The 24470-nt window shown below is 65.0% G+C and carries 22 protein-coding genes; 9 read left to right on the forward strand and 13 right to left on the reverse strand.

Annotated elements, in window-relative coordinates; all coding sequences use genetic code 11:
• Window positions 1-77 precede the first annotated feature (77 nt).
• From HBF25_RS21135 to grxD, 5 genes are all read right to left on the reverse strand, one after another.
• Complete coding sequence (locus tag HBF25_RS21135; RefSeq protein ID WP_166952554.1) at window positions 78-3443, reverse strand: TonB-dependent receptor; 3366 nt, start codon at window positions 3441-3443, stop codon at window positions 78-80.
• A 268-nt stretch (window positions 3444-3711) separates the two neighbouring features.
• Window positions 3712-5421: a bifunctional ornithine lipid synthase OlsF gene (olsF, locus tag HBF25_RS21140; protein WP_166952556.1), complete on the reverse strand. Its 1710-nt coding sequence runs from the start codon at window positions 5419-5421 to the stop codon at window positions 3712-3714.
• Window positions 5422-5638: 217 nt separating this feature from the next.
• Complete coding sequence (locus HBF25_RS21145) at window positions 5639-6235, reverse strand: YhgN family NAAT transporter (protein WP_166952614.1); 597 nt, start codon at window positions 6233-6235, stop codon at window positions 5639-5641.
• Between the two features lie 58 nt (window positions 6236-6293).
• Window positions 6294-7067, reverse strand: coding sequence for an SDR family NAD(P)-dependent oxidoreductase (locus tag HBF25_RS21150; RefSeq protein WP_166952559.1), 774 nt, complete (start codon window positions 7065-7067; stop codon window positions 6294-6296).
• A complete protein-coding gene (grxD, locus tag HBF25_RS21155; RefSeq protein ID WP_166952560.1) occupies window positions 7064-7387 on the reverse strand; it encodes a Grx4 family monothiol glutaredoxin in 324 nt (107 codons plus the stop codon). The genes HBF25_RS21150 and grxD overlap by 4 nt, the downstream gene beginning before the upstream one ends.
• Before the next feature lie 110 nt (window positions 7388-7497).
• Between grxD and HBF25_RS21160 the strand changes: the two genes are divergently transcribed.
• A complete protein-coding gene (locus tag HBF25_RS21160; RefSeq protein WP_166952561.1) occupies window positions 7498-8079 on the forward strand; it encodes a Fe-Mn family superoxide dismutase in 582 nt (193 codons plus the stop codon).
• Window positions 8080-8266: 187 nt separating this feature from the next.
• Here the strand turns inward: HBF25_RS21160 and HBF25_RS21165 are convergent, their stop codons facing one another.
• Both HBF25_RS21165 and purE read right to left on the reverse strand, forming a co-directional pair.
• Window positions 8267-9409, reverse strand: a complete 1143-nt coding sequence (locus tag HBF25_RS21165) for a 5-(carboxyamino)imidazole ribonucleotide synthase (protein WP_166952617.1) — start codon at window positions 9407-9409, stop codon at window positions 8267-8269.
• Window positions 9410-9417: 8 nt separating this feature from the next.
• A complete protein-coding gene (purE, locus tag HBF25_RS21170; RefSeq protein ID WP_166952563.1) occupies window positions 9418-9927 on the reverse strand; it encodes a 5-(carboxyamino)imidazole ribonucleotide mutase in 510 nt (169 codons plus the stop codon).
• A gap of 71 nt (window positions 9928-9998) precedes the next feature.
• On the opposite strand from purE, the gene HBF25_RS21175 reads away from it, so the two are divergent.
• From HBF25_RS21175 to HBF25_RS21190, 4 genes are all read left to right on the forward strand, one after another.
• Window positions 9999-10289, forward strand: a complete 291-nt coding sequence (locus HBF25_RS21175) for a Trm112 family protein (RefSeq protein WP_166952564.1) — start codon at window positions 9999-10001, stop codon at window positions 10287-10289.
• Window positions 10290-10366: 77 nt separating this feature from the next.
• Window positions 10367-12610: a DUF1631 domain-containing protein gene (locus HBF25_RS21180; RefSeq protein ID WP_166952566.1), complete on the forward strand. Its 2244-nt coding sequence runs from the start codon at window positions 10367-10369 to the stop codon at window positions 12608-12610.
• Window positions 12611-12855: 245 nt separating this feature from the next.
• On the forward strand, window positions 12856-13722 hold the full coding sequence (gene nadC / locus HBF25_RS21185; RefSeq protein ID WP_166952567.1) for a carboxylating nicotinate-nucleotide diphosphorylase: 867 nt from the start codon (window positions 12856-12858) through the stop codon (window positions 13720-13722).
• Window positions 13723-13781: 59 nt separating this feature from the next.
• Entirely contained in the window at window positions 13782-14177 is a 396-nt protein-coding gene (locus HBF25_RS21190; RefSeq protein WP_166952569.1) for a DUF3301 domain-containing protein, read from the forward strand.
• A 130-nt stretch (window positions 14178-14307) separates the two neighbouring features.
• Here the strand turns inward: HBF25_RS21190 and HBF25_RS21195 are convergent, their stop codons facing one another.
• The 5 genes from HBF25_RS21195 to petA form a co-directional block, all read right to left on the reverse strand.
• Window positions 14308-14742 (reverse strand): ClpXP protease specificity-enhancing factor, encoded by a 435-nt coding sequence (locus HBF25_RS21195; RefSeq protein WP_166952620.1) that lies wholly within the window; start codon window positions 14740-14742, stop codon window positions 14308-14310.
• Between the two features lie 145 nt (window positions 14743-14887).
• On the reverse strand, window positions 14888-15532 hold the full coding sequence (locus tag HBF25_RS21200; protein WP_166952571.1) for a glutathione S-transferase N-terminal domain-containing protein: 645 nt from the start codon (window positions 15530-15532) through the stop codon (window positions 14888-14890).
• A gap of 72 nt (window positions 15533-15604) precedes the next feature.
• A complete protein-coding gene (locus HBF25_RS21205; protein WP_208392712.1) occupies window positions 15605-16357 on the reverse strand; it encodes a cytochrome c1 in 753 nt (250 codons plus the stop codon).
• Window positions 16350-17651, reverse strand: a complete 1302-nt coding sequence (locus tag HBF25_RS21210) for a cytochrome b (RefSeq protein WP_166952574.1) — start codon at window positions 17649-17651, stop codon at window positions 16350-16352. The genes HBF25_RS21205 and HBF25_RS21210 overlap by 8 nt, the downstream gene beginning before the upstream one ends.
• Window positions 17651-18253, reverse strand: a complete 603-nt coding sequence (gene petA, locus HBF25_RS21215; RefSeq protein WP_166952576.1) for a ubiquinol-cytochrome c reductase iron-sulfur subunit — start codon at window positions 18251-18253, stop codon at window positions 17651-17653. Before petA ends, HBF25_RS21210 begins: the two co-directional genes overlap by 1 nt.
• Window positions 18254-18523: 270 nt before the next feature.
• Between petA and HBF25_RS21220 the strand changes: the two genes are divergently transcribed.
• The gene (locus tag HBF25_RS21220) at window positions 18524-19702 is read left to right on the forward strand and encodes a S1C family serine protease (RefSeq protein WP_166952579.1); all 1179 of its coding nucleotides are present in this window, start codon (window positions 18524-18526) and stop codon (window positions 19700-19702) included.
• Between the two features lie 473 nt (window positions 19703-20175).
• Here the strand turns inward: HBF25_RS21220 and HBF25_RS22490 are convergent, their stop codons facing one another.
• The gene (locus tag HBF25_RS22490; RefSeq protein ID WP_279588234.1) at window positions 20176-21387 is read right to left on the reverse strand and encodes a lytic transglycosylase domain-containing protein; all 1212 of its coding nucleotides are present in this window, start codon (window positions 21385-21387) and stop codon (window positions 20176-20178) included.
• A gap of 159 nt (window positions 21388-21546) precedes the next feature.
• Between HBF25_RS22490 and miaB the strand changes: the two genes are divergently transcribed.
• Genes miaB through ybeY form a run of 3 tightly spaced genes read left to right on the forward strand, consistent with a single transcriptional unit; the run spans window position 21547 to window position 24346 of the window.
• On the forward strand, window positions 21547-22896 hold the full coding sequence (gene miaB / locus HBF25_RS21230) for a tRNA (N6-isopentenyl adenosine(37)-C2)-methylthiotransferase MiaB (protein ID WP_166952581.1): 1350 nt from the start codon (window positions 21547-21549) through the stop codon (window positions 22894-22896).
• 5 nt (window positions 22897-22901) lie between these two features.
• Window positions 22902-23882 carry a PhoH family protein gene (locus tag HBF25_RS22330; protein ID WP_166952583.1) on the forward strand — a complete coding sequence of 327 codons (981 nt, stop codon included), beginning with the start codon at window positions 22902-22904 and terminating at the stop codon, window positions 23880-23882.
• Window positions 23879-24346, forward strand: coding sequence for an rRNA maturation RNase YbeY (gene ybeY, locus HBF25_RS22335; RefSeq protein WP_341778324.1), 468 nt, complete (start codon window positions 23879-23881; stop codon window positions 24344-24346). The genes HBF25_RS22330 and ybeY overlap by 4 nt, the downstream gene beginning before the upstream one ends.
• Window positions 24347-24470: the final 124 nt, after the last annotated feature.

Below are 24470 nucleotides of genomic sequence, written 5' to 3' on the forward strand. Positions count from 1 at the left end.
CACGGGGGTCAAGTCCGCCCAAAGAAAAAGCCAGCCCCTCGCGGGGCTGGCTTTCGTCCTTTGCGACCGGAGCCGGCTTAGAACGTGTAACGCAGGGTCAGCTGAGCCGACCAACGCGAGACCGGGTTGACCTTGGTCGCACTGTTGTCCGAAGGCGAGTCGTAGATCGTCTTCTGGCCCGGCTGATAGTTACCGTTCGCGTCGGTGAGCAGGTTGTAGATGTACTTGCCGGACACCGGGTCCACACCACCGAAGGCGGCGAAGTTACGGGTGTACGGGAAGCCGATGTACGACTGCTGGCCCCACTTCTTGTCGATCAGGTTCAGCACGTTGTAGATGTCCAGACGGATTTCGCCCTTGTTGCCGGCGAAGATGCCCGGGACTTCCTGGCTGATGCTGAGGTCGATCTGGTTCACCCAGGCCGAACGGGTACCGTTGCGGCGGGCCACTTCACCCTTGTGCTTGCGCAGGTAGTCGTCGCTCTGGATGTACGAATAGAACTGGTCCTGCAGCTGCTGCGAGGCAGGCGCGGTGCCACCGGAGTTACGCAGGATCACGTCGCCCGGGCCCTTCGGGATGTAGACGAGGTCGCGGGCGTAGCTGTCGCCGTTGGCATCGTTCGAGAACACCCAGCTGTACGGCACGCCGTCGTGGCCGTCGTAGAAGGCGCTGACCGTGGTGTTGTAGTCACCGAAGAACTTGTGCTGCCAGGTGAGCGAGGCGTTGAGGCGACGTCCGATGTTGGTGTTCGCGGTCGAGGCGACGTCCTCGTTCGGGTTGTACCAGGCGTTGTTCGAGTAATTCGAGCTGGCCTGGCTGGAAGTACCCGGATTGACCTCGGTCGAGTGACCGGCAGTCGCAGCGACGCTCCAGGCCCAGCCGTTCTGCAAGGCCTTGCTGAACGACAGAGTCACCGTGTCCGCACCGCCCTTCTTGGTGTTGGTCAGGTAGGTGACAGCCTGTGCGAAGCGATTGTCCGAACGCTGTCGATTGAAGTTATTGGTCGTGCCGTTGCTGACCTGGCCGTTCGGCAGAGCCGCGCAGTTGGTAGCGCCGGTCGGACCACCCAGCGGCGTCGCGCCACCAATGCACCCGTAGTAGGTAAAGCGACCGTCCGGCAGCTTGCCGGTCGGGTTACCGATGTTGAGGTTCTGGTAGAAGATGCCGTTGTTCACCTCGAGATGCTGCCACTCGATGCTACCGATGATGCCATCCCACGGCAGCTCGCGATCAAAGGCAATCGAGGACTTCCACACGCTCGGCAGCTTGAAGTTCTTGTCGACGGTATCGACGGCCATCTGCGGGATGGTGCCGGCGCCGCTGATCTTCTGGGCAAGCGGATCCGGGCTGAACTGCGGGCAGGCCATCGTGGTCTTGCTGTTGCCCAGCGTGCACTGGCCGTTCGGCTGGCGGTTGTACGTATACGTGGCGATGTTGATACCGTTGTTCTGGTACGGGTTCGCCAGCCAGACGGTCGGCGGATCCGACTGGAACAGGCCAACGCCGCCACGCAGCTGGGTCTTGTACTCGCTGTCGAAGGTGTAATTGAACGACAGGCGCGGCTCGATCAGCTTGCTACCATTGATGGTGTTGGCGTTGCTGAAGCCGAACTTCTGCTGGAAGGTCGGGTTGTAGATCGGCTGGTCGTCCGTCAGGTACTTGTTGACGCGAATGCCGTACTGGACCGAGAGGTTGTCGGAGGCCTGCCAGGTATCCTGCAGGAACCAGGTCTGGCGACGCAGCTCCACCTTGGCGGCGATATCGGCGAGCGAGTAACCCGGCGCCGGCTGATACAGCACGTACTGGGTGTAGTCGCCTGCGGCGAGACGCGCCGCGCCATCGAAGGTGTAGGCACCGAATTCGGTACGACCGAACAGGTTGTAGACGCGGCTACGCTCCCACTCGACGCCACCCTTGATGGTGTGGTCGCCCAGGTACAACGTGCCGGCCCACATGGCGTTCAACGTCTTCACCGAAGCCACGTTGTAGTGACTGTACTGGTCTTCGCCGAGGTTGATCGTCGGCGAGGTACCCGGGTTGGTGCCGTTGTTGACGCGTACGGTGACCTGCGGCTGCTGCGTAGCAACCGAGCGGTTCAGGCCGTAATCACTGTAGCCAATCTTGGTTTCCGACGAGAAGATGTCACTCCAGTCGTCGAACGACTGCAGGGTGTAATTCTTGATGTCGGAGTTGACCGTGTACCAGTAGCTCGAAAGGCCGATGCTGTTGACGCTATTGCCCTGCGGATTAGGCTTGACTTCCTTGGTACGCGAGTACGCAAGGTTCATGCGGTGACCGTCGGTAATATTCCAGTCGATCTTCGCGATGTAACGCTTGTCGGTCAGCGTGCCGGCGTTGGCGCCGAGCGTACCGGGGTTCAAGCCGATGTTGCGCGCGCCGTTGATCGTATTGGTCAGATCGGTCTGCGAAATCTTGTTCGAGGTCGAATTGACAAGCGACGGATCGAGGCCATTGACGGCACCCGAGCTCAGGCCGGTCACTTCTTCCTTTTCGAAGCCGGCGAAGAAGAACAGCTTGTCCTTGATGATCGGGCCACCGATGGTGACACCGCTCTTCCAGTTGCGGTCGAACTCGGTGTAGCCGCGGTTCTGGTTGAGCCAGCCCGCGTCGCCGACCATGCTGCTGGCGTTCTTGAAGCCGTAGTAGACCGAACCGTGGAAATCGTTGGTACCGGACTTCGTCACCGCGTTGATTTCAGCACCGATCGTGTCGGAGTTGACGTCGTAGTTGGCGGTGGAGATGTTGAACGAGTCGATGGTGTCCATCGACACCGGCGAGCCGACGGTCGGCATGCCGGTGGAGTTCAGGCCGAACGGGTCGCCCACGCCAAGGCCATCGACCTTGATGCTGTTCATGCGGGTGTTCTGGCCGTTCGCCGAGATGGCGCCCGTGCCGTGATCGACCGTGACGCGCGGATCGAGACGCGCGATGTCGGCGATGTTGCCGCTGGGAGCCGGGGTGTTTTTCAGCTGTTCCTGCGAGATCGAGGTGGACAGACCCTTGTTTTCCGACGAGAACTGGCCCGACACGGCGGACACGGTCACGGCGGAGAGCGCCGTCGCGTCGGCGCTGCTGGCGGCGCCGGCACCCACGGTGAGGTTCACGGCCGTGTCGTTACCGACGGCCAGGAAGATGTTGTCCTGACGGGCGGACGGCGCGCCGTCCTTCTTCACCGTCACGTCGAACGGACCGCCCGTGCGCAGGCCCAGGGCGTTGTAGCGACCGGCAGCGTCCGTGGTGACCGTCTTGGTGGTACCCGACGGCTCGTGCACGATGACGACGGTGGCGTTGGCCACCGGCTGGCCGGCGGCATCGAGGATGCGGCCGCTGATCGTGGCGGAGGTTTCCTGCGCGAATGCAGGTGCCGCAAACAGCGATGCGATCGCCAGCGGCAAGAGTTTGGCGCGGATTCGGCTATTCATTTAATGGTCGACCCTGTGGCTTGCAACGAAAAAATGGCCAGACGAAGGGACGCCCGGCAACGTGCCGGGTTGTGCGATTCGTCCTGGTTTGTCCCCAAAGTGCTACGTAGGCTCTACGTGACCGGCGTCACATCCTGCGAACCGGTGGTGACAGTTGTTAAGCCCACTTTAACGGCATTGTATGACAGATTTGTAACTCTTTCACGTAACTTTGATAAATACCACTTTTTCTTAGAGGCAGACCCTTCCCGCCTACCTCATTGAAAAATCAGGCATTCTTTGTCAGGTAGCGTGAACGCTTCGCAGGTTTCAGTGAGGCCAGGTCGAGCATTACGAGGCCGTCGACGCATCCCGAGAAGTCGGGATCCTCACCGAACGCAAGGAACTGCACGCCCGCAGGCTCCACCAGATCGACATACTGGCGATAAAGTACGGGCAAGGTGACACCAAGAGCGTCCAGGCGATGCTTGAGCCGGCCCAGACCTGCCGCCGGATCAAGGCCTTCCAGCTCGGCACGCACCGAATCGATGGTGGCTTCAGGAATCACGAACGGCTGGCGGGCCGCCGCAAGACCCTGCACGCCGAAGAAATGCTGGTGCGCGGCTGCGATCCATTCCCGCGCCTCACGCGGCATGCTTACGGACATGCTTACCGGGCCGAACAGGTAGCGCAGGTCGCCGTGGCGCTGCAGATACAGGCCGATGCCCTGCCAGAGCTGGTCGAGGGCGCGCGAGCGCCAGTAGGCGGGCGCAATGAAGCTGCGGCCCAGCTCAAGTCCTTGCGCCAGGCGTGATTCGAGCGCCGGCGAGTAGTCGAACAAACTTGAGGTGTAAAGCGAGTTCATGCCGCGCTCGCCGATGATGCGACCGCCGTGACCGAAGCGATACGCGCCCACGATGCGCAGGGCTTTGGCGTCCCACAGCACCAGGTGCTCGTAGTAGGGATCGTAGGCGTCGAGATCGCGGCGCTTGCCGGTGCCCTCGCCCACGCGGCGGAAGGTCAGTTCACGCAGGCGGCCGATCTCGCGCAGGGCGGCGCTGTCCGACGAACCCTGCATGAGGATGATCTTCTTGCCATCGGGCAGCTCGGCGAGCAGCTCGGCCTTGTCCAGCTCGGCGGCCACGCGCTCCACCGGCTCGGGATGCGCCAGCGGTGTCTGTCCACCGAAGATCAGGCCACGCTGCGCGCCCACACGGTAGATGTGGCGACGCATGAGCTTCGCCGCCTGCTCCGTGGACCCGCCACTGACCTGCTTGAGTTCGTCGGCATCCACCAGCTTGCCGATGCGGAAGCTCACGCGCTGCTTGCCCGAGGTCGCCTCGCGCGGAAGCATCGCGGTGCTGAGCGGCTTGGCCAGCATGGACAGGCCATAGAAGGCCACGGAATTACGGGCGTTGATGTGCACGGGCAATACGGGCACGCCTGTGCGCATGGCGATGCGGGCGAAGCCGTCCGACCACTTGCCGTCGCGGACGCCGCCGGGGCTCATGCGGGACACTTCACCGGCCGGGAAGAGGATCAGCACCTCGCCCGCCTCGATGGAGCGGAAGATGGCGCGCATGCGCGAGCCGGCGCCCTTGCCGAAGACATCCACCGGCAGCAGCAGGTTGCCCAGCTGGGGCACGGCGTTGAGCACGTCGTTACCGAGGATGCGGACGTCGCGGCGCACCGACCCGAGCAACTGGATCAGGGCGATGGCATCGACCATGCCCAGCGGGTGGTTGGCAACGACGAGCAGCGGCCCATCGACGGGGATGTTTTCGCGCTCGCGCTCGGTGACGCTGCAGCTCACGCGCAGGTAGTCGAGCGTTTTCTCGCAGAATTCGAAACCCTTTGCCGTACCCGCGACTTCGAGGGTGCGGTTGAAGCGATCCTCGTGGGCCAGCGTTTCCAGCATGCCCACCAGGGGCTTGCGCAGGCGCGGATGCTGGGCCAGCCAGGGCATGCGCTCAAGCAGGGTCTGATCGATGCTCAGCATGATTTAGGCTCCCTTTGACGTCGAACGGTCGTTGCCGAACGTGGCCGGTGCGGAGTCGTGTTTTCTCATAGTGCCTTCGAACGTCCTATGTGCCCCCACCTCGGGGGCCTCGACCCATGCCCGAGGACGGATACGCTCCGCCCCCGCCCATGCTCGCGGGCAATTATGACAGCTACCCTACCGTCACGTATGTTCCTACGGCAATGTGCCGCTGTAATCAGACGGCGATGTGCAGGTAGGAGGAGATGCCGCCCAGGAACATCTGCACCGACAGGGCGATGAGGAGCATGCCCATCAGGCGCTCCAGCGCCGTCAGGACGCTCTCGCCGAGCCATTTGAACAGGAAGGTGGAGCTCAGCAGGATCACTGCGGTGGCGAACCAGGCCAGGAACAGGGCGATGCCCCATTCGGCCGTGCGACCGGGCTGGGAATTGGTGAGCAGCAGCAGGGCCGCCATCGCCGAGGGGCCGGCCACACCGGGAATGGCCATGGGCACGATGAACGGCTCGCCCTCCCCTGGCTTGCCGAACACGCCACCCTCCACGGGCGGAAAGACCATGCGGATGCCGATGAGGAACAGCACGATGCCGCCACCGATGCTCACCGACTCCTGGCGCAGCTGCAGCACCTTCAGGATGTACTGGCCGCCCAGCAGGAAGGCCACCAGCACGCCCAGGGCGATAAGCAGCTCGCGGATCAGCACCTTGCGGCGCCGCTGCGGGGGCACGTCCTTCAGCAATGCCAGGAACAACGGGATGTTGCCCAGCGGGTCCATGATGAGGAACAGCAGGATGCCCGCCGACAACGTCGTCATCTGCGTTTCCATGGAACGACTCCTTACTCGCCCTGGCCATCAGCGGCCATGCGAACGATCAGTGGGTGTGGCGAATATCGAGCACGGTGCCGCGCGCGTCGGCGCCGGCACCTGAAAGCAGATAGACGATGGCCTCGGCCGATGCGGTGGGCAGCGGACGGTCGAGGGTGTTTTCACCGTAATAGGCAGCGCGACGAAGTGCCGTGCGCATCGGGGCGGGAAGCAGGGCATGCACGCGCATGGCACCCTGGCGGTTTTCCGCGTGGAGCACGGCGGTCATGCGTTCGACCGCCGCCTTGGAGACGCCATAACCGCCCCAGTGCGCACGCGAGAGCAGCTCCGGATCGTCGAGCACGAAGATCACGGCACTGTCGTCGGCGCGGGTCAGCAACGGCATGCAGGCCTGGGTGAGCGCGAACGGCGCGGACACGTTGACCTGCATCGCACGCAGCCAGTCGTCCGGCTTGTGCATGGCCATGGGAGTCAGCTCATTGAAGTGAGCCGCCGCATGCACGATGCCGTCGAGGCGACCGAATTCGTTCTCGATGCCTTCGGCCAGCGCGGCGTAATCGGCCGGCGTGGCGCTTTCGAGGTCCAGCGGATGGATCACCGGCTGCTGGCCGCCATCGGCCACCAGTTGGTCGTAGAGTTTTTCCAGCGCCCGCACCTTGCGGCCGGTGATGACCACCGTGGCGCCTGCCCGCATGACGGCCCGTGCCGTCTCACCACCCAGCCCACCGGTGGCACCGGTGACGATGATGACCCGGCCGGCCAGCGAGCCCGGCGTGAAGGACCAGCCTTCGGGAAGTCGTGCGGACGGCAGGGCGCTCATGTCTCGGCCCCGCTCACTTCAACGGCCATGCGCTTGAGTTCACCTGCCGCATGCAGGTCTTCCACGACGTCGCAACCGCCGATGAATTCTCCTAGGACGAACAGCTGCGGAAACGTAGGCCAGTTGGAGTAATGCGGCAGGCCCGCACGTATGCGCGAATCGGCCAGGACATTGATGACGTGGAACGTGGCATCGGCCGCCGAGAGCGCCTTGGCGGCCCGGTCGGAGAACCCGCAGGTGGGATATTCGGGCGTGCCCTTCATGAAGAGCACGATCGGATGAGTCGCCACGGTGGCCTTGATCTCGTCTACGACGTCCATAGCTCGGGTTTCATCATTAGAATGCTGACAGTTGCGTAGTGTAGCAGTGTGGCGCCCGCGCCCCCTGCTCCCCTTTTCCCATCCCCCAGCCACCGCTAAGGAGTCCGCCCATGGCGTTCGAACTTCCCCCGCTCCCCTATGAGAAGAATGCACTTGAGCCGCACATCTCGGCCGAGACGCTCGAGTTCCACTACGGCAAGCACCACCAGGCGTACGTGACGAACCTCAACAACCTCGTCAAGGGCACCGAATTCGAGGGCAAGAGCCTGGAAGACATCGTCAAGTCCTCCTCGGGCGGCATCTTCAACAATGCAGCCCAGATCTGGAACCACACCTTCTACTGGCACTCGATGCGCCCGACCGCGCAGGCCTCGGAGCCGAAGGGCGCCCTGAAGGATGCCATCGACAAGGCCTTCGGCTCGGTCGACAAGTTCAAGGAAGAGTTCAACAAGCAGGCCGCCGGCAACTTCGGTTCGGGCTGGACCTGGCTGGTGCAGCGTCCGGATGGCTCGCTGGCCATCGTGAACACCTCCAACGCCGCCACGCCGATCACCGGCAGCGACAAGCCGCTGTTCACCGCCGACGTGTGGGAACACGCTTACTACATCGACTACCGCAACGCCCGCCCGAAGTACCTCGAGAACTTCTGGCACCTGGTCAACTGGGACTTCGCGGCCAAGAACCTGGCCTGATCCTTCCCAGGGTCCGATAAACGAAGAGGCCGGGTCGCAAGACCTGGCCTCTTCTGTTTGGCGCCGCCTTCTTTTTTGTAGGAGCGCGCCTTCCGCGCGACCGGTTTTGGCGATGAGTTGATGAATATCGCCAAACCGGTCGCGCGCAAGGCGCGCTCCTACAAGGATGGTCAGCCCGGGAAAGGGTTCAGGCCAGGGTTTCGATGGCCGGGGCTACCTGCGCCTCACGGCCCAGGCCCTGCCCTGCCTCGGCCAGACGCGTACGCAATGTGCCGGCATCCGGCGCGCATATCGTGGCATGGCCCACCTTGCGGCCCGGACGGGCCTCCTTGCCGTAGTCGTGCCAGTGGCCATCCACCACCGAAAGCACCGGCGCCGGATCGGGCATGTCGCCGATCCAGTTGAGCATGGCGCTGCAACCGCGCACGCCCGTGTCGCCCAGCGGCATGCCCAGCACGGCACGCACGTGGTTCTCGAACTGGCTGGTGTGGGCGCCTTCGATGGTCCAGTGCCCCGAATTGTGGACCCGGGGGGCCATCTCGTTGCCCAGCAGCTCGCCGTCGCGGACGAAGAGCTCCAGGGCGAAGACGCCAACGTAGTCCATCTTTTCCGCAATGGTGCGGGCATGGGCATTGGCCGCACGTTCCAGCTCGTCCGTGGAACCCGGCGCAGGCGCCAGGCTGAGCGACAGCACGCCATCGACATGCCAATTGCGGGTGAGCGGCCAGCTGCGGAACGAGCCGTCGCGGCCACGCACCGCCACCACCGAGACCTCGCGATCGAACGGCACGAAGGCTTCCAGGATCAGGCCGACGCGAGCGGCGGCCTCACCCAGGGCGGCCCAGGCAGCGTCGATATCGGCGGGCTCCTTGAGGCGGAACTGGCCCTTGCCGTCGTAGCCCAGGCGGCGGGTCTTGAGCACGGCCGGCAGGCCGATGCGCTCCACGGCGCGAATCAGGTCATCGCGGGTGTCCACCGGCTCGAACTCGGGCGTATTGAGGCCCGACTCGCGGAACAGGGTCTTCTCGGCCAGGCGGTCCTGGGCGATGGCCAGTGCGCGTGGATTGGGGAAGACATCGACCAGCGCGGCCAGCTTCTCTGCCGTGGCGGCGGGGACATTCTCGAAATCGAAGGTGACCACATCGACCCGGCGGGCAAACTCCGCCAGGGCGGCCTCGTCGTTCCAGTCGGCCACGACCAGCTCGGCCACCTGGCCGGCACAGGCATCATCGGCGCCATCGACCACGAGCGTGCGCACGCCGAGCGGCGCGGCCGCGATGGCCAGCATGCGGGCCAGCTGGCCGCCTCCGAGGACGCCAAGACAGGGCAGCTTGCGATTCACGCGCGGGGATCCGGGTTATCGAGGACGGTCTGGGTCTGTTCGGCGCGGAAGGCATCGAGCGCCGCGGCCACGGCCGGGTCGTGCAGGGCCAGTACCGAGGCAGCCATGAGGGCGGCATTGGTGGCCCCGGCCTTGCCGATCGCCAGGGTGCCCACAGGGATACCGGCCGGCATCTGCGCGATGGACAGCAGGGAATCCATGCCATTCAAGGCCTTGGACTGCACCGGCACGCCGAATACGGGCAGCGGGGTCTTCGCGGCGATCATGCCCGGCAGGTGGGCGGCGCCACCGGCACCGGCCACGATGACCTGGATGCCGCGCTCGCGAGCCGTGTTCGCGTAGTCGAACAGCAGGTCGGGCGTGCGGTGGGCGGAAACGACCCGGACCTCGTGCACCACACCCAGGCGCGAGAGCATCGCCGAGGCGTGCTCCATCGTTTCCCAGTCCGAACGAGAGCCCATCACCACGCCGACGCGCGGAGCGGTTGCTTCGTTGCCTACAGTCATGGCCGGAGCTTCCAAAAGCGGCTATTGTACGAGCATTCCCGTTTCTCAGGTTGGCCGCCCGGCCACGTCCCATGGACAAGCGACTCATCGATATCCTCTGCTGCCCCGTCAGCAAGCGCCCCGTGCGCCCGCTCACCTCCAGCGAACGCGACAGCCTCAATGGCGCCATCCGCGCCGGCTCCGTCGACACGGTGGCAGGCGAAAAAGTCAGCGCAACGCTCACCGAGGGCCTGATCACCACCGACGGCAAGCTGGTCTACCGTGTGGAAGACGGCATCCCCGTCATGCTCCCCGAGGCTGGCATCGGCACCACCCAGTTGACCGGTTTCACCCCTGATGCGGGATTCGCGCAAAATCCGTGACAACAGTCACGCTATAAGAACCTGCATCCCGCACAATGCCTTCACGGGCGGGGGCCAGCGGTAATCCAGGAAGCGCGATGAGCAACGCGAGCGAGCCATCCAACGTGATCGATCTGAGCCAGCGGCTCGACCCGCGCAGCGACCGGGTGGGTGCCCTGCTGGTCAGCGTTCGCGGCCTCGCCACGAAGCGCCTGCACGCGCTCGCCAGCAACATGTTCGAGAACATCGACGACGCCCTGTTCGATCTCGCTGAAAAAGCCGAGAACAACGCGGCGCAGACGCAGTTCTTCGATGGCATGCGCGAGGTGCGCAAGAAGCGGGCGATCGTCGAGCGCACCTTCCTGGGCCAGGTGGCCCGCGACCTCGCCGATTTCGCTTCCGGCCGCGGTCGCGCACCCGAAGCCGATGTCAGTGCCCGCCCCCTCGCCAACATCGAGCTCAGCCTCGTGGGCGAGAACGAGCTGGAAGAATCCCTCGCCGTCACCGGCATGGTGAGCAAGAACGAACAACGCCTCGCCCGTGCCCTGTTCGCGGTGAACCAGCGCCTGTCGGTGATCTGTGGCGGCGCCCGCATGGACGACGCCACCAATCCCGTCGGCCCCACCTCGCTGACGGCGGCATTCCGCCAGGCCATGCGCGAGCTGCTGGTCGAGGTGAAGGTCAAGCTGATCATCTACAAGCTCTTCGATCGCTACGTGCTGGCTGGCATCGACGACCTTTACGACGACATCAACAACGAACTGGCCGCCGCCGGCGTACTGCCGCAGCTGCGCCACGAGATTTCCACGCGGCGCAGCGATGCGCCGGTATCGACCGCCACGACGGCTCCGCAGGCTGCCGCTCCGCAGGCTGCCGTGGCCAACCCCGCCGTGGTCTCCGACGCCGTCGCCGCCGAGTTCATGCAGACCCTGCATGCGCTCTTCAGTGCACGCCGTGGCCCCGACATGGCCGCACCGGTAGCCGTAGGCCCGCTGCCCAGCGCCACGGAACTGCTGGGGGCGCTCACCCTGCTGCAAAGCCAGATATCGAGCCTGCCCATGGCCGGCTCGCCGCTGGCGACGCAGGCGGACGTCACCCGTGACGTGGCGCAGCTGAAGGCCCAGCTGCTGGCGCAGATCGGCCAGCTCCGCGGTCAGCAGACCACGCATGTGTCGGGCATCGACGAAGACACCATCGACCTGGTCGGCATGCTCTTCGAGTTCATCCTCGAAGACCACAACCTGCCCGCCGAGATGCAGGTGCTGCTCGCACGCCTGCAGATTCCCTATCTCAAGGCCGGCCTCATCGACCGGCGCATGTTCGCGCACAAGACGCATCCGGCGCGCCAGTTGCTGGATGCGCTCGCCGACGCCGCCAAGGGCTGGTCGGTGGAAGGCGACCGCGACGGGCGCCTGTACGACAAGGTCAAGTCCATCGTCGAGCGCCTGCTGCACGACTTCGACGATGACATCGCCATCTTCCAGCGTCTCGCGACCGAGCTTCAGGAATTCCTGGACATCAGCCGCAAGCGTGCCGAGCTGGCGGAACAGCGCGTGGCCGAATCCACGCGTGGTCGCGAAAAGCTCGAACATGCGCGCCGTCGCGCCGCCCAGGAAATCGTGGGCCGCATCGGCGGTGAATCGTTGCCGCCACTCATCTACGGCGTCCTGACCCGCGCATGGGCCAACTACATCGTGCTCACCCTGCTTCGCCAGGGTGAAGAATCGCCTGAGTTCCACGAGTCGCTTCGTTTCATCGACGACTTCGTTGCCAGCACGCATGCGGCACACGATGCCGAGAGTCGGCGCCGGCTGCGCTCGCTACTGCCTGGCATCGAGCGTTCGCTTCGTCGCGGGCTGGCCTCGGTGGCTTTTCAGGAGGCCGATACCGAGCAGTTGCTGGTTCAGTTGCATGCCTTCTATCGCCAGCAGCTTGGCGAGGCACCTGCTGCCTCGGAGCCGCCGGCCAGCGAGATGCCGCTGCCGCAGGCCATCCAGGCCATCGAGGAGCCCAGCGCACCCGAGCCGGAAGACGAGTCCGAAACCCTTTCCGACGATGCGTTCGACGAGCGCTACCTCTCGCAGGCTCGTGAGCTCAAGGTGGGACAGTGGCTTGAATTCGTCGCCGAGGATGGCACGTCGGATCGCGCGAAGCTGTCATGGGTCAGCCCCATCAGCGGCCGCTACCTGTTCGTGAACCGTCGCGGCCTCAAGGTGGCCGACCATAGCCTCGGCGCCCTCGCCCAGGCCTTCGCCAGCGACTCGGCCCGCGTGCTCGACTCCACCCTGCTGTTCGACCGCGCGATGGACGCCATCGTCGAAAAACTCCGCAGCCCCCTGTAGGAGCGCGCCTGCGCGCGACCGCTTTTCGCCATCCCAGGCCCGATTGCCATACCGGTCGCGCGCAAGGCGCGCTCCTACACGTGCACCTGCGCTTCTCCCTGTAGGAGCGTGCTTGCGCGCGACCGGTCGTACGAGTCAGGTAATGGGATCGCGAAAAGCGGTCGCGCGCAAGGCGTGCTCCTACAGTGGAGCGGGGGGCGCGGGGGGAGTAAGGTAGCGCCCTCTTCCCATGCCGCGCTCCATCGATGACTGCATCCGATTCGCGACACCTCGCCGATGCCCTGCCGTCGGACGACGAGATCCTCGCCGCCGTTGATCGCTCCTTCGCCGAAGACGTCGGCCCCGGCGATGCCACCGCCGACCTGATCGACCCCGCAAAGCGCATCACCGCTACGCTCACCTGCCGCGAAGATGCCGTGCTCGCCGGCGCGCCGTGGTTCGAAGCCTGCTTCCGCACGCTCGATCCGGACGTAAGCATCGACTGGGCCTTTCACGATGGCGACCGCATACCTGCCGGCTCCGTGGTGTGCCGCATGGAAGGCCTTGCCCGGGCGCTGGTGACAGCAGAACGCTCGGCGCTCAACTTCCTGCAGATGCTCTCGTCCACCGCGACGGCCACCGCGCATTTTGTGGACGCCATCGCCGGTACCCGCACGCGGATGCTGGATACCCGCAAGACCCTCCCGGGCCTGCGTCGTGCCCAGAAATACGCCGTGCGCTGCGGCGGCGGCACCAACCATCGCATGGGCCTGTTCGATGCGATGATGCTGAAGGAAAACCACATCATCGCCGCGGGCGGCATTCCCCAGGCCATCGCCGACGCCCGGCGTATCCACCCCGAGCTGCCGCTTATCGTCGAAGTCGAGAATCTCGACGAATTGCAGCAGGCCATCGACGGCGGTGCCGACCGTGCCCTCATCGACAATTTCACCCTGCCCATGATGCGCGATGCCGTCGCGCTTACCGCCGGACGCATCCCGCTGGAGGTTTCCGGCAACGTCGAGCTCCATACCCTGCGCGATATCGCCTCGACCGGGGTGGACTTCGTGTCCAGCGGCGCGCTGACCAAGAACGTCCGCGCCATCGACCTGTCGCTGCGCCTGGACCTGTAATCACACGCAAGAACCTCCGGGGACTTGTCCTCGGAGGCCGCCGGCCACACACTCAAGCCATGGCATCGATCACCGACCTGTTCTGGCTTCTGGTCCTGGCCGCCGTTATCGGCGCCTGGTATCGCCTGACCCGTGCCCGCGAGGTCGCCGTGCAGGCGGCTTCGGCGCTGTGTCGGCGCTATGGCCTGCAACTGCTCGACCAGTCGGTGGGCCTGCGCGCCATTCGCCTGCAAGGCGTCAACGGCGCGCGCCGGTTTGAACGCTGCTATGCGTTTGAAGTCAGCGAAGATGGCACATCCCGCCAGGCCGCCCGTCTTTGGATGGTCGGCAACGAGGTAGCAAGCTTTTCGCTACCGCTTTCCGGCAATCCGGAGCTGGAAACCGTGGTGGCTACCGACCCGGGCAGCTATGCCGGTAATGTGATTTCGCTGGCGGAACGTCGCCGGCTACATTGAAAGATGCCCCCTGTAGGAGCGCGCCTTGCGCGCGACCCGTCCGTGCGGTCATCCCGGTCGCGCGCAAGGCGCGCTCCTACAGTGTGGATAGCACCGCTTGGATAAAAAAACCGCCTTCCGGCGGTTTTTTTTATTTCACCACACGCAGATGCGGTGCGCCGCGCTTGGGGCGATCATCGTCGCCACCAGCCTCGGGGACCGGCGCCTCCGGCGCATCGTTATCGACGGCTTCCAGACTCGGCGATTCCGCTTCGCTCTCGTCGGCCGGGAACATCATGCCCTGACCGTTCTCTTGCGCGTAAAGCGCAAGGACGGCGCCCACCGGAATCACGATGGACTGGCTCACGCCCGAGAAGCGTGCCTGGAAGGAAATGCGATCGTTGCCAAGGTCGAGATTGGCTACGGCGCGCATCGCCAGGTTAAGAACGACCTGGCCGTTCTTCACCACATGCGACGGCACGCGGACACCCGGCTGGCCGGCGTCGACCAGCACGTAGGGCGTGAGGCCGTTGTCGCTGATCCAGTCGTAGATGGCGCGCAGCAGGTAGGGCCGATTGGAAGTCATGCCCGTGCTTTCGTTGGTATCCATGAAAAGCGTCCTCGTCGTTCCCGCCGGTTGGTCGGGGATCACCAGAGCCCCGGCAGGGCAAGGTCAGGGCACAGTTTACAAGGATACGGGGGACCGGGGACAGCCGGCCCCGCCGCCAGTCTCAGACCCGGCCGAAATCGAAGTCAGGACGCATGGCCTTTTCTTCCGCCGTGAGGCTGCGCTCGAAGCCCTGGCTGTGAAACAGGCGCTCGCCGTAGTCGACGATGGGCTTACCGGCCGCGCCCAGATCCACGCCCAGCGAGGGCAGGCGCCAGACCACCGGGGCCACCAGGCAGTCGATGAGGCTCATTTCAGGGTTCAGGAAGAACCGGGACGCCTTGAACAGCTCCACCGAGACCAGCAGGTGCTCGCGCAGGCGCTTGCGGGCCGCCGAGGCTTCCTTGCCGCCTTCGCGGATCAGGTCGATCTCGGGCAGCCAGTCGTTTTCGATGCGCCAGGTGGCCAGCCGCAGCCGGGCCCGGGATAGAGGATCGATGGGCATCAACGGCGGATGCGGATAACGCTCGTCGAGGTATTCCACCACCACGAGGGTGTCGTAGACGGTGAGCTCGCGATCCACCAGCGTCGGCAGGGTGCCGTAAGGGTTCAGATCGAGCAGGTCGGCCGTGGGCTGGTCAGGTTTCAGGATGATCCGGTCGTAGGCGACGCCCTTGGCCGCCAGCACGAGTCGCGTGCGGTGGCAGTGGATGTCATCGACGCTGGTGTAGAGCGTGAGCGCCGTGCGCGCGCGTGCATGCTGGACCATCTTTGCTATCTCCCTCCCTGTGCGGCCGGTATACGAACGGGGCGACCAGGTGGCCGCCCCGCAGGGACGCCCTCAGTGACTTTCGTGGACGTCCTTCCAGTACTCATGTTTCAGAAGGTACAGCAGGAAGGTCAGGCCTACCAAGAACAGGATCACCCAGATGCCGATCGACTGGCGTTGAAGGGCGGCCGGCTCGGCGGTGTACTCCAGGAAGGTGGCGATGTCGCGGGCCGCGCCCTTGAATTCCTCGGGGCTCATGCGGCCGGGCTGGGCGATCTCCAGCTTCTCCACCACGGCCTCTTCGCCGGGCTTTGCCTCGCCATGTACCGCGACCTGCAGGCCCTGCAGCTCCCACAACGGGTTGGGCATGGAGGCATTGGGGAACACGGTGTTGTTCCAGCCGACCGGACGGCTCGGGTCGAGATAGAACGACAGCAGGTAGTTGTAGATGAAGTCGGTGCCCTTGGCGCGGGCTTCCAGCGAGAGGTCCGGAGGATCCTTGCCGAACCACTGCTTTGCCGAATCCGCAGGCATGTGCGAGATCACCGGCTCGCCGAACTTGGCTCCCGTGAAGTTGAGGTTCTTCATCACCTCGTCTTCGGAGAGGCCCAGGTCGGTGGCCAGGCGCGAATAGCGCACGTACTTCAGCGAGTGGCAGCCGACGCAGTAGTTGAAGAAGAGCTTGGCGCCCCGCTGCAACGAGGCCTGGTCGGCCACGTTGGCGCCGGCGGAAGGCAGGCCCTCCCCTTCGGCGGCAAGGGCGGGAACGGTGGCGGCGGCAAGGCCCAGCGCCAGGGCGAGGGAGGAAAGATAGCGCTTAATCATGCATCGTCACCCGTTCCGGAACCGGCCTGGTCTTCTCGAAACCAAAGCGCGTGTAGATCCATACGAACACGAAGAAGCCGAAGTAGCCGAGCACCATCAGGCGGCCGAAGGCGTTTTCCCATGTGGTGACGTCGGCACCGGGGAACCATTCGGGGATGACCTCCGCCGTGACGCCCGCGCCGACCAGGCCCAGGGCCAGGAAGGAGACCACCAGCACGCCCAGGGCGATGCGGAAGCCGAGCCCACGGAAGCGCACCGAGCGGACCTGGCCCTTGTCGATCCACGGCAGCAGGGCCAGCAGCAGGATGGCGCCGAACATGCCGATGACGCCCCAGATCGCCGTGCCGAAGAAGGACGGGATCATGCGCAGGATCGCGTAGAACGGGGTGAAGTACCACGACGGCTTGATGTGGCTGGGCGTGACGAGGTTGTTCGCCGGGGTGAAGTTGTCGTGTTCGAGGAACCAGCCACCGAAGGTGGGGGCGAAGAAGATGATGAAGGCGGCCACGGTGATGAAGAAACCGCTGCCGAAGAGATCCTTCACCGTGTAGTACGGATGGAACGGGATGGCGTCCTTCGGCTTGTCCGGGCTCCAGCGATTGCCCTTCGGGCCGTGCTTCACGTCCACGCCGTCGGGGTTGTTGGAACCCACTTCATGCAGCGCGGCCAGATGCAGCACCACCAGCAGCAGGAGCACCAGCGGCAGGGCGATGACATGCAGTGCGAAGAAGCGGTTGAGCGTGGCGTCGGCGGGCAGGAAGTCGCCCATGATCCACTGCACCAGGGTGTCGCCGATGAAGGGGATGGTGCCGAACAGCGAGATGATCACCTTCGCGCCCCAGAACGACATGTTGCCCCAGGGCAGCACGTAGCCCATGAAGGCCTCGGCCATGAGCACGAGGAAGATGAGCATGCCGAGGATCCACACCAGCTCACGCGGCTTCTTGAACGAGCCATACATGATGCCGCGGAACATGTGCAGGAACACCACGACGAAGAACAGCGACGCACCCGTGGAGTGCATGTAGCGGATGAGCCAGCCCCATTCCACGTCGCGCATGATGTACTCGACCGAGTTGAAGGCTTCCGCCGCACTCGTCTTGTAGTTCATGGTGAGGAAGATGCCGGTGACGATCTGGTTGACCAGCACCAGCAGGGCGAGCGAACCGAAGTAGTACCAGAGGTTGAAGTTCTTCGGCGCGTAGTACTCGGTCATGTGCTTCCGGTACGTCGGCGCCAGGTTCGGAGCGCGTTCGTTGACCCAGTCGCCGATGCGGGAGAATACGTTTGCCATCAGCCGGCCTCCTGCGGATCGACGCCAATCTGGATATGGGTGTCGTCGATGAAGTGGTACGGCGGTACGGGCAGGTTCTTCGGCGCGGGAACGCCGCTGAACACGCGCCCGGAGAGGTCGTAGCGCGACTTGTGGCAGGGGCAGTAGAAGCCGCCCTTCCAGTTCGCGTCGAAGGGCTCGGGCTTGATGTCGGGAACGAAGTCGGGAACGCAGCCCAGATGAGTGCACAGGCCGATGACGACCAGCCACTCGGGCTTGATGGAGCGTGTTTCGTTGGTGGCGTACTTCGGCTGTTGCGCCGAATCGGACGATAGCGGGTCCAGCAGGCGGGGCTCCAGGCCCTTCAGTTGCGCCAGCTGGTCCTTGGTGCGGTTGACCACGAAAACAGGGAGGCTACGCCAGGCGAAGGTGACTTTCTGCCCCGCCTCGATGGCACTTATGTCGACCGTGACTGGCGCCCCCGCCGCCTTGGCCCTCGCACTCGGCTCCCACGACTTGATGAAGGGGACTACTGCCGCTATCACCCCTGCGCCGCCGACAACTGCTGTCGTTACGGTCAGGAAGCGACGGCGACCGTGATCGACGACTTCTTCGTTCGCCATCAGGCTCTCCGGAACTTTGCCATTGAGAATGCGGGCCCCGTTCGCCGGTTTACTTCTGGAAATCGGCTTCCGCAATTTCTGGCAGTGTAACGGCACCATCCGCGACGTACAATAAACTGAACCGTACCCTGTCCAGACTGATGGAGAGGGCTGCCAAGTACCCGCCAGGATGCGGAAAATCGGCTCGGCTCCTTCGTTACGGCGAATGGACCCGCCACAGGCCACCTCGCCCATGGGCAAGGCGACGACGACAGGATCCCCCGTTCTTAGATGAAACATGCCGCCCGCACGCTCGCCTTCGTCGCCCGCTTCGTCGTGCTCGGTCTTGCCGTCGCGTTCGTCATCGGGCTGGTCTGGCCCCGGGCCGGTGCGTTGCTGCGCCAGCGCCTCAATAGCGCCGAGCCACAGGCTTCCATCGGCGAACCGGCCTCTGCGGCACCGGCTTCCTATGCCGATGCCGTCGCCAAGGCGGCGCCATCGGTGGTCAACATCTACGCCAACAAGCTCGTGACAGAGCAACCGCGCGAGCTGTACTCCGATCCGGTCCTGCAGCGCATCTTCAGCGTGCCGTCGGGGCCGGTGCGCACCCGCCGCCAGCAGAACCTGGGCTCCGGCGTGATCGTGAGCGACGATGGCTACGTGCTGACGAACAACCACGTCATCGCCAACGCCGACGACATCCAGCTGTTGCTCTACGACGGTCGCGTGGCCAAGGCGCGGGTGGTGGGCTCGGACGACGAGACCGACCTGGCCGTGCTGAAGGTCGATGCGGGCAACCTGCCCGCCATCCACATGACCGACACCAGCAGCAGGCCCCGTGTCGGCGACGTGGTGCTGGCCATCGGCAACCCGTTCGGCATCGGCCAGACGGTGACCATGGGCATCGTCAGCGCCCTGGGCCGCCAGCTCAACCTGTCGAGCCTGGAGAACTTCATCCAGACGGATGCGGCAATCAATTTCGGTAATTCGGGTGGTGCCCTGGTCAACGCGCACGGCGAACTGGTGGGCATCAATACCTCGCTGATCGGCCAGGCGGTGGGTGCCGAAGGCATCGGCTTCGCCATTCCCGTGCAGAGCGCACGCGACGTGCTGGAGCAGATCGTGAAGACCGGCCATGTCGTTCGCGGCTGGATCGGTGCCGATTACGGTGCGGTGCCCGTGTCGGCCGATAGCGGCCTGCCATCGGCGGCACGCGGCGTCGTGGTGAACGAGATCTCACCCGGTGGCCCGGCGGCCATCGCGGGGCTGCAACAGCGCGACGTGTTGCTGAAGATCGGCGGCGAGGACATCCTCGATCCGTCGGACCTGCGTCGCCACGAGGCATCGCTGAAACCCGGCCAGACGGTGACGGTCACCGGCCTTCGCTATGGCGCACCGTTCTCGGTAAGCCTCACCCCCACCCAGCGCCCCCCAAGCTCGACCCTGCAAGCCCTGAAGACCACTCCTTGAAAAACCCCTACAGGAGATTCGACTGACTCGGAGGCAGTGCTGCCCATGTAGGAGCGTGCCTGCGCGCGACCGTCCGAGGACGTGAGCCACCCGCTACCGAACCGGTCGCGCGCAAGGCGCGCTCCTACAGGAGAGTCGGCTGACTCGGAGGCAACCCTGCCCATGTAGGAGCGCGCCTGCGCGCGACCATCCGAGGACATGAGCCACCCGCTACCGAACCGGTCGCGCGCAAGGCGCGCTCCTACAGGAGAGTCGGCTGACTCGGAGGCAATGCTGCCCTTGTAGGAGCGCGCCTGCGCGCGACCGTCCGAGGACGTGAGCCACCCGCTACCGAACCGGTCGCGCGCAAGGCGCGCTCCTACAGGAGATTCGGCTGACTCGGAGGCACTCTGCCATGTAGGAGCGCGCCTGCGCGCGACCATCCGAGGACATGAGCCACCCGCTACCGAACCGGTCGCGCGCAAGGCGCGCTCCTACAGGGCGCGTTCGGCCAGGGGGATGTAGCGGGTGGCCTGGTGCCGCAGGCTTTCGCCGTAGCGCCTGCGCAGGATGCCCACGCGCTCCACGTAGACCTGGGTTTCGTCGTACGGCGGCACGCCGTTGTAGCGCTCCACGGCCTTCGGTCCGGCGTTGTAGGCCGCGGCGGCAAGCCGTTCGTTGCCGTTGAAGTTGCGCAGCAGCAGCGCGAGATACCGGGCGCCACCACGAATGTTCTGATTGACGTCGAAAGCATCGAGCACACCCATGTCACGGGCCGTGCCGGGGATCAGCTGCATCAGCCCCTGCGCACCAGCAACCGACAGGGCCCTCGGATTGAACGCGCTCTCGGCATGAATCACCGCGCGCAACAAGGCTTCATCCACACCGTACTCGATGCTGGCGGCACGGATCACATCGCCGTAAGCGGCCAGATTGAGCGCCACGTTGTTGAAATCGATCTTCGAATGGACATCGCAGGCCACGCAGGTGGCGATATAGGTAAAGAGCATCTTTACCGTCTGTCCCTTCGGCGCCCCACCCGGCGCAATGTTGGTGTATTCCACCCCACCATCCGCTCGCACGATGCGATAGACCGCGCCACGCAACACCCGCGAACCCTTGGCCGCCTCCGGAGCCGGGGCTGCCGTAAGGTCGGTAGACGCCGATTCCTGATACGACCATCCCCGCTTTGTCGGCGCGACAACCGGCGCCTTCTCGCTCCCATCGCCGGGGTAGGCCACAACCGAGGCCGTGACACCGGCCAGCGAAGCGATGGCTGGAGCTGGCGGTTTACCTGGCGCGACGTTCTCAGGGGGCTGATCCGGGGCCCCCGCCAGGCGTTTACCGGGTGCCGGCGCCGAAGCCAGGGACGCGGCCGCGGGCAAGGATGCAAGCGCCGCACCGACCGCCGATGCCGGCGGCAGGGCCGGTGCTGCGGCCGCCGCGGATAGCGGTCGCGAGGCCTTCGCCGGCAAGGCATTGCCGATCTTCTTGCAATTACGGTATCCGGCCGCACTACCTGCAAAGACGGTCTCGCCCGTGGCCCCCGTGCAGCGATACATGGCGCCGGCCCAGGCAGGCCGGGCCAGCGGCAGGGCCAGCAAGAGGACGCACGCCAGCGCGACCCTTTGCAGGATCGGGCGAAGGGCACGGAAACGCGGGCCGGCCCGGCCGGCGCATTCCCCTGGCGACACGTCCTCGGTCATGGGCGCCAGTGTGCCCAAAGCCCCCTGCCCCGCCAAGGGCCGGGAACGTGATGCCCTTCACGCAAGTCATTGATAGATGGCGGCCATCTGGCGATGGCCCTATTGGCGGCGTAAACTACGCGGTTCGGTATTCACCCACGAAACACGGTATCCAGCCCCATGAGCGGCAAGCTTTTCATCAAGACCCACGGTTGCCAGATGAACGAGTACGACTCGGCCAAGATGGCCGACGTGCTGCGTGCGTCGCACGGGCTGGAACTGACCCAGGACGAAAACGAGGCCGACGTCATCCTCGTGAACACCTGCTCCATCCGCGAAAAGGCGCAGGAGAAGGTCTTCAGCCAGCTCGGCAAGTGGCGCGAGCACAAGAAAAACGGCAAGCCGGTGCTGATCGGCGTAGGCGGCTGCGTGGCCTCGCAGGAAGGCGATGCCATCCTCAAGCGGGCACCCTACGTCGACCTGGTGTTCGGCCCGCAGACCCTGCACCGCCTGCCCGAGATGATCGAGGCCAAGCGCAGCAGCGGGAAGGCGCAGGTGGACATCAGCTTCCCCGAGATCGAAAAGTTCGACAGCCTGCCCGAGCCTCGCGCCGAAGGCCCCACCGCCTTCGTCTCGATCATGGAAGGCTGCTCGAAGTACTGCTCGTACTGCGTGGTGCCCTACACCCGTGGTGAGGAAATCAGCCGCCCGTTCGACGACGTCATCGTCGAGGTGGCCCAGCTTGCCGAACAAGGCGTGCGCGAGGTCAACCTGCTGGGCCAGAACGTCAACGCCTACCGCGGCCCCATGCACGACGGCGACATCGCCGACCTGGCCGTGCTGATCCACGCCATCGCGCAGATCGACGGCATCGGCCGCATCCGCTTCACCACCTCGCATCCGCTGGAGTTCTCCGACTCCCTGATCGAGGCCTACGCCAACGTACCGCAGCTGGCCAACTACCTGCACCTGCCGGTGCAGGCCGGCTCCGACCGCATCCTCTCGGCGATGAAGCGCGGCTACACGGCCATCGAGTTCAAGCAGAAGATTCGCAAGCTGCGTGCCGTACGCCCGGATATCTGCATCTCGTCCGACTTCATCGTGGGCTTCCCCGGTGAAACGGACGACGACTTCGAGAAGACGATGAAACTCATTGCCGATGTCGGTTTCGACCAGAGCTTCTCGTTTATCTTCTCGTCGCGCCCCGGCACGCCGGCAGCAAACCTGCCCGACGAGACCACGGCCGAAGCCAAGCACGCGCGCCTGTCGCGTCTGCAGGCGGCCATCAACGAAAACGCCCGCAAGATCAACGAAGCCATGGTCGGCAGCGTGCAGCGCGTGCTGGTCGAGAAGCCCAGCCGCAAGAATCCCAACGAAATGACCGGACGCACCGAAAACATGCGCTACGTGAATTTCCCCGGCCATCCGCGGATGATCGGCCAGTTCGTCGATGTGGTGATCACCGAGGCGATGGCCAACTCCCTGCGCGGACGCGTCCGTCTCGACGAAGAGGTCGCGCTCGCCTCGTGAATGCCATGAGCCAGCTTTCCCAGCACGACTTCGCCCTCGACCCCGAGGACAACGCCCGCCTCGCCAACCTCTGCGGACCGCTCGACGAGCATATCCGCCAGATCGAGCTGCGCCTGGGCATCGAGATCGACCATCGCGGCAGCCTGTTCCGCGTGATCGGCGACGAAGCCGCGGCCAGGGCCGGCGAGCGCGTCCTGAAGGCGCTGTATGCCGCCACCGAGACGGAAATCCTCAACGGGCAGACCATCAACCTGCACCTGGCCGAGTCGGGCATCGACGCCCTGAACGCCCAGGCCGCCGAGTCGGCGCAGGAAGTGGTGATCAAGGTGAAGCGCGGCGTCATCAAGGGCCGCGGCCCCAACCAGGCCCGTTACCTGCACGCCATCACCACCCACGACATCAACTTCGGCGTGGGGCCGGCCGGCACCGGCAAAACCTATCTCGCCGTCGCCAGCGCCATCGAGGCACTGGAAGCCAACCGCGTGCAGCGCGTGCTGCTGGTGCGCCCGGCCGTGGAAGCCGGCGAGAAGCTCGGCTTCCTGCCCGGCGACCTCAGCCAGAAGATCGATCCTTATCTGCGCCCGTTATACGACGCCCTCTACGAGATGGTCGGCTTCGAGAAGGTGGGCAAGCTCATCGAGCGCAACGTGATCGAGATCGCGCCGCTGGCCTACATGCGCGGCCGCACGCTCAACGATTCCTACGTGATCCTCGACGAGGCGCAGAACACCACCGTCGAACAGATGAAGATGTTCCTCACCCGCATCGGCTTCGGCTCGGTGGCGGTGATCACCGGCGACGTGTCGCAGGTGGACCTGCCCCGCCACATCCGCTCGGGCCTGCGCCACGCCATCGAGGTGCTGCGCGGCGTGGACGGCATCAGCTTCACCTTCTTCACCTCGCGCGACGTGGTGCGCCACCCGCTGGTGGCGAAGATCGTGCGTGCCTACGAGGCCTTCGAGCAGAAGCAGGACGACACCCCGTGAGCAAGGTCGATGTGGCCATCGGCTATGCCGTGGCCTCGCGCAAGGGCATCCCGGCCTCCGCCAGTTTCCGCCGCTGGGTCGGGGCCGCCCTGAAGGGCGCCAGGCGCCGCAAGGCCAGCGAGATGTCCATCCGCATCGTCGAGGCCGGGGAAGGCCAGGCGCTGAACCTCCAGTACCGCGGGCGCGACTACGCCACCAACGTGCTGTCGTTCCCCGTTGACCTGCCGCCGGGGGTCGACGTCCCCCTGCTGGGCGACCTGGTCATCTGCGCCCCCGTGGTCACCCGCGAGGCCGCCGAACAGGGCAAGAAGGCCACCGACCATTGGGCCCACCTCACCATCCACGGCACCCTGCACCTGCTGGGCTTCGACCATATCGAAGAGGCCGAGGCCGAGGAAATGGAAGCCCTGGAGACCCGCATCCTGGCGGGGCTGGGCATAGCAGACCCCTACGAAGCGATGTAGGAGCGCGCCTGCGCGCGACCCTTCCGAAGGCCGACGGCCAGAAAACCCGCCATGGCTGCTACGCAGCCGTCGCGCGCAAGGCGCGCTCCTACAGATCCCTCCTTGCCCTGAACCGTCATCAGAA

The sequence above is a fragment of the Luteibacter anthropi genome, from assembly GCF_011759365.1.
Classification (GTDB): domain Bacteria; phylum Pseudomonadota; class Gammaproteobacteria; order Xanthomonadales; family Rhodanobacteraceae; genus Luteibacter; species Luteibacter anthropi.

What these genes read in the sequence shown, in the direction of transcription:
- HBF25_RS21160 (WP_166952561.1), top strand. Translation starts at nt 7,498, where the DNA reads ATGGCGTTCGAACTTCCCCCGCTCCCCTATGAGAAGAATGCACTTGAG.
- miaB (WP_166952581.1), top strand. Translation starts at nt 21,547, where the DNA reads ATGAGCGGCAAGCTTTTCATCAAGACCCACGGTTGCCAGATGAACGAG.
- HBF25_RS21200 (WP_166952571.1), bottom strand. Translation starts at nt 15,532, where the DNA reads ATGGTCCAGCATGCACGCGCGCGCACGGCGCTCACGCTCTACACCAGC.
- HBF25_RS21180 (WP_166952566.1), top strand. Translation starts at nt 10,367, where the DNA reads ATGAGCAACGCGAGCGAGCCATCCAACGTGATCGATCTGAGCCAGCGG.
- HBF25_RS21195 (WP_166952620.1), bottom strand. Translation starts at nt 14,742, where the DNA reads ATGACTTCCAATCGGCCCTACCTGCTGCGCGCCATCTACGACTGGATC.
- HBF25_RS21135 (WP_166952554.1), bottom strand. Translation starts at nt 3,443, where the DNA reads ATGAATAGCCGAATCCGCGCCAAACTCTTGCCGCTGGCGATCGCATCG.
- HBF25_RS21220 (WP_166952579.1), top strand. Translation starts at nt 18,524, where the DNA reads ATGAAACATGCCGCCCGCACGCTCGCCTTCGTCGCCCGCTTCGTCGTG.
- petA (WP_166952576.1), bottom strand. Translation starts at nt 18,253, where the DNA reads ATGGCGAACGAAGAAGTCGTCGATCACGGTCGCCGTCGCTTCCTGACC.
- HBF25_RS21145 (WP_166952614.1), bottom strand. Translation starts at nt 6,235, where the DNA reads ATGACGACGTTGTCGGCGGGCATCCTGCTGTTCCTCATCATGGACCCG.
- HBF25_RS22490 (WP_279588234.1), bottom strand. Translation starts at nt 21,387, where the DNA reads ATGACCGAGGACGTGTCGCCAGGGGAATGCGCCGGCCGGGCCGGCCCG.
- HBF25_RS21150 (WP_166952559.1), bottom strand. Translation starts at nt 7,067, where the DNA reads ATGAGCGCCCTGCCGTCCGCACGACTTCCCGAAGGCTGGTCCTTCACG.
- nadC (WP_166952567.1), top strand. Translation starts at nt 12,856, where the DNA reads ATGACTGCATCCGATTCGCGACACCTCGCCGATGCCCTGCCGTCGGAC.
- olsF (WP_166952556.1), bottom strand. Translation starts at nt 5,421, where the DNA reads ATGCTGAGCATCGATCAGACCCTGCTTGAGCGCATGCCCTGGCTGGCC.
- purE (WP_166952563.1), bottom strand. Translation starts at nt 9,927, where the DNA reads ATGACTGTAGGCAACGAAGCAACCGCTCCGCGCGTCGGCGTGGTGATG.
- HBF25_RS21205 (WP_208392712.1), bottom strand. Translation starts at nt 16,357, where the DNA reads ATGATTAAGCGCTATCTTTCCTCCCTCGCCCTGGCGCTGGGCCTTGCC.
- HBF25_RS21210 (WP_166952574.1), bottom strand. Translation starts at nt 17,651, where the DNA reads ATGGCAAACGTATTCTCCCGCATCGGCGACTGGGTCAACGAACGCGCT.
- grxD (WP_166952560.1), bottom strand. Translation starts at nt 7,387, where the DNA reads ATGGACGTCGTAGACGAGATCAAGGCCACCGTGGCGACTCATCCGATC.
- HBF25_RS21175 (WP_166952564.1), top strand. Translation starts at nt 9,999, where the DNA reads ATGGACAAGCGACTCATCGATATCCTCTGCTGCCCCGTCAGCAAGCGC.
- HBF25_RS22330 (WP_166952583.1), top strand. Translation starts at nt 22,902, where the DNA reads ATGAGCCAGCTTTCCCAGCACGACTTCGCCCTCGACCCCGAGGACAAC.
- HBF25_RS21190 (WP_166952569.1), top strand. Translation starts at nt 13,782, where the DNA reads ATGGCATCGATCACCGACCTGTTCTGGCTTCTGGTCCTGGCCGCCGTT.